Source organism: Myxococcus llanfairpwllgwyngyllgogerychwyrndrobwllllantysiliogogogochensis, assembly GCF_006636215.1.
In the GTDB taxonomy this organism is placed as follows: domain Bacteria; phylum Myxococcota; class Myxococcia; order Myxococcales; family Myxococcaceae; genus Myxococcus; species Myxococcus llanfairpwllgwyngyllgogerychwyrndrobwllllantysiliogogogochensis.
In genome coordinates this window covers 1-2,990 of the sequence record NZ_VIFM01000485.1, presented here as the reverse complement: position 1 = coordinate 2,990, position 2,990 = coordinate 1, and the positions used below count along the sequence as shown (strand labels likewise).

At 70.1% G+C, this 2,990-nt stretch carries 2 protein-coding genes; one reads left to right on the top strand and one right to left on the bottom strand.

What is annotated here, in order from left to right:
- Positions 1-104: 104 nt before the first annotated feature.
- Positions 105-815: a diacylglycerol kinase family protein gene (locus tag FJV41_RS48615; protein ID WP_141649429.1), complete on the bottom strand. Its 711-nt coding sequence runs from the start codon at positions 813-815 to the stop codon at positions 105-107.
- A 78-nt stretch (positions 816-893) separates the two neighbouring features.
- On the opposite strand from FJV41_RS48615, the gene FJV41_RS48610 reads away from it, so the two are divergent.
- On the top strand, positions 894-2,990 hold a 2,097-nt coding region (locus FJV41_RS48610; RefSeq protein WP_141649428.1), incomplete at its 3' end, for a golvesin C-terminal-like domain-containing protein.

Here is a 2,990-nt window from a genome sequence, read left to right as displayed (position 1 = left end):
GCAGCGACTGCGCGCTCAGCTAGAGCAGCGGCGCGTCCCTCGCATCATGGGTCGGCGCTTCCGAGCCAACCCGGACGGCTACCTCCGAGCCATCGAGGAGGAGCTCAGGTCATATTTGCCGGTGTAGTTTTTTTATGTCCGCTGATGGGCGAATCGCCCGGTGGCTGCCCCGTGGAGCGCGCTTCGCGTCGGCGGGTGTAGGCCGCTGAGCCGGCGACGAAGAGCAGCCCCGCCGTCATCGCGCTGAAGACCATGCTGGCCGAGCGTGTCGCCAGGATGCCCAGCAGCACACCGCCGCCGAGGAAGGCGAGCAGATCCACCCAGAGCGGGCGGCGCTGGGGGAGCACGAGCACGAGGACACAGGCCGTCAGGGGGATGCCGAACGCCACCTGTCGGATGATGGCGTCCGTGCTGGTGCGCACCGTCTCCCAGTTGTGCACGAGGATGGCGGCGAAGATGACCACCGTGCCCAGCGCGAGCACGAGCACGCCCGCGGCGGCGGCGTCCTTGGTGAGCCGGGCCTTCTCGTCGAACTGCTGCACGGCCAGATCGACCAGGTGCTCCAGCGCGCTGTTGAGGATCTCCGCGAAGAAGATGAGCAGCACGCAGAAGATGAGCGTCACCTTCTCCGCGAGCCCCAGGGCGATGCCGCTGCCCACCAGTCCCACCAGCATGGCGGAGGTGAGGTGCACGCGCATGTTGCGCTGGTGGACGACGGTGTGGATGAGGCCCGCCCATGCGTGGCCGAACGAGGCGAAGAGCCCCGAGCCGCGACGAGGAGGGAAGTGGGGAGGTGGCCGGGCAGGTACGGTCATCGGAACCTGAAGGGGCGGGCAGGCTAGCACTCACGGGTTCGATTGCCGTGGAGATGTGAATAGGTAAGGTCACTCGCCATGAGCACCAACTTCTTCCGGGCGCGTCCAGGTGGCGTGCTGCTGGCCTTCCTGTTGACGTCGTCCCTCGCGGGGGCCCAGGCCCCTGCCCCTGTTCAAGAGGAAGAAGCGAACGCTTGTGGGCTGGAGCCTCCCGGCGTGGTGTACCTCCCGGCGCCCTCTCCCCGCGCGCATGAGACGCGCAAGCTGAGCGCCACCGAGGCGCCCGTCGTGCGGCGGGAAGCTCGCGACGGGACGGTGCGTGCGTCGCTCGCGGGGGTGCCGCAGACCCGGACGCGGTCCGGAGCGCTGTCCGGGAAGGTCATCTACCTGAGCCCGGGCCACGGCTTCTACCGGGCCGCTCCCCTGGGGCGCTGGGCCACGCAGCGACCCAACACCTGGGCGGTGGTGGAGGACCTCATCTCCGCCGAGGTCGTGAACCAGTACCTGCTGCCCATGTTGATGGGCGCTGGCGCCACGGTGGTACCGGTGCGCGAGTCGGACCTCAACCCGCGCATGGTCATCGTCGACGAAGGGGGTGTGGGCTACTCGCAGGAAGGGGACGCCGGCCTGTTCCAGACCACCACGCAGAAGGGCTGGGGCACTCCCCCGACGCCCATGGGCAACGCGGTGGAGCCGTTCACGCTGGGTGCCACGCGCGTGCTCACCACCGCGACCACTCCCACGGCGTCGGCCACCTGGGCGCCGGTGGTGCCGGCGGATGGCCACTACAACGTCTATGTCTCCTATGGGGCGGACCCCGCTCGGACGACGAACGCACACTATGTGGTGCGCCACTCGGGAGGGGAGAGCCACTTCCGCGTCAACCAGCGCCGCCATGGCGGGACGTGGGTGTTGCTGGGCCGCTTCTTCTTCAAGTCCGGCGCGGGACCGGAGGCGGCCTCGGTGGTGTTGATGAACGACGCGGAGGAGGGGAGCACGGTGTCGCTGGACGCCGTGCGCTTCGGCGGCGGCAGTGGCGTCATCGGCGATGCGCAGATGGCCGCGCTGCCGCGCCCCCGCTACGAGGAGGCCGCGCGCTACCATGTGCAGTTCAGCGGTGCCCCGGCATCCGTGTACGCGCCCACCGGGGCCAACGCCCTGGCCAACGAGCGCAACGCGGACGTGACGGCGCGCGCGCGCTTCGCGGCGTGGCTGCACGAGGAGGGCGAGGATGCGGTCTACGTGGCCTGGCACACCAACGCTTCGACGACGGGAAACGTCGTCGGCACCGAGGCCTACGTGTACGGGCCGAACCCGGTGGACGGCACGCTCAACTTCACGGGCGTGCCTGGCAGTGACGTGCTGGCGCGAGCGCTGCTGGACGAACTGGGACGGGACGTCCGTCGAGAGGTGGACGCCAACTGGCGCGTGCGCAACCTGCGCTCCGCGAACCTGGGCGAGGTGAACCCCACGCACAACTCGGAGATGCCGTCCGTGCTGCTGGAGATCGCCTACCACGACGCCGTCGCCGACTCGAACCCCCTCAAGGAGCCGGCCTTCCGACGTGTCGCCGCGCGAGCCATCCTCCAGGGGCTCATCAAGTACTTCGCCACCCGCGACGGCGTGGCCATCCAGCTTCCTCCGGAGGCGCCGGGTGCGGTGGTGGCGCGCAACGCCTCGGCGGGCACGGTGGAGGTCCGCTGGGCCATCCCCGCGGCGAACCCGGACGAGGAGGGCCATGACGCGCCCACCACGTACCGCGTCTATCAGAGCGCGGATGGTCAGGGCTGGGACGAAGGGACCGAGGTGACGCAGACGACCTTCAGCCTGCCCCTCGCGGCGGGCACCGTGCGTTATTTCCGAGTCGCGGCGGTGAGCGCGGGCGGCGAGGGCTTCCCCTCCGCCATCGTCGGAGTTCGCGCGGGCGAGGCGCCGCCGGCGCTGGTCGTCAACGCGTTCGAGCGGCTGGACTCGGCGCTGGCATGTGGCGAGGCGCTGGACATCTATGACCTCCAGGCTCCGCTGCGGGTGCTGCTGGAGGCGATGAACGACGGCACGTACGTGCGTCGCCATGGCGATGCGATGAGCCAGTCCGGGCTCGCCTTCGACAGCGCGACGAGCGGCGCGGTGGCGGCGGGGCTGGTGTCCGTGGGAGCGGGGTATCGGGTGGTGGAC

What these genes read in the sequence shown, in the direction of transcription:
- FJV41_RS48615 (WP_141649429.1), bottom strand. Translation starts at nt 815, where the DNA reads ATGACCGTACCTGCCCGGCCACCTCCCCACTTCCCTCCTCGTCGCGGC.